A 755-nucleotide genomic window follows, 5' to 3' on the forward strand; every position below is an offset into this window, starting at 1 on the left:
CAGACAACAAAAAAGGCCGGCTTTCGCCGGCCTTTTCGTCGGATCGCAGATGCGATCAGAAGGTCTTAGTACTTGGCGACAACCGGGCCACCCCAGTTGAAGTGGTAGTTGATGCCAGCCTTCACAGTGTGAAGGTCGTCGCGATAGCTCGCGGTGTTGGTGGCGAACGCAACGTTGGTGTGGTCGAAGTTGTAGTACTGGTACTCAACCTTTGCCGACCAGGCCGGAGCGAACATGTATTCGAGGCCGGCGCCGACGGTGTAGCCGGTGTCGTTGCGGTCAACCAGGGCCACCACGTTGGAGGTCACGCCGCCGTTGTCGCGGAATGCAACACCGCCCTTAGCGTAGATCATGCCGGGACCCCAGGTGTAGCCGAGGCGGCCGGTGACCGAAGCCAGCCAGTCGTTCTTGATGCTGACCGTATTCGCGGTCGCATCGGTGAAGGTGTGACGGTTGTTCGACAGGCCGTTGAATTCGCCCTCGAGACCGACAACCCAGTTCGGAGCGAACTGGTAGTTGGCGCCAACGACGCCGCCGCCGATGAACGAGCTGTCGTCACGGGTGCCGACAACGCCAGCAGTCGCATTGTAACCGCTGGAACCCTGGAAAGCGCCGCCAACCTGGGCACCGATGTAGAAACCGGTCCAGTTGTAGATCGGCGCAACGTAAGCCGGCGCCTTCGTATAGTGGCGGGCTGCGAGGTCAGCAGCGAACACCGAGGTCGAGCTCAGAGCCGCGACGGTGGCTGCAAGAAG

Annotated in this window: 1 protein-coding gene; it reads right to left on the reverse strand. The window is 61.2% G+C overall.

The window, feature by feature from the left end; genetic code table 11:
* Positions 1-65: 65 nt before the first annotated feature.
* The coding region (locus tag AFIDRAFT_RS19055) for an outer membrane protein (protein WP_009341322.1) at positions 66-755 on the reverse strand (690 nt) is incomplete at its 5' end.

Source organism: Afipia sp. 1NLS2, assembly GCF_000178995.1.
In the GTDB taxonomy this organism is placed as follows: Bacteria; Pseudomonadota; Alphaproteobacteria; order Rhizobiales; family Xanthobacteraceae; genus Afipia.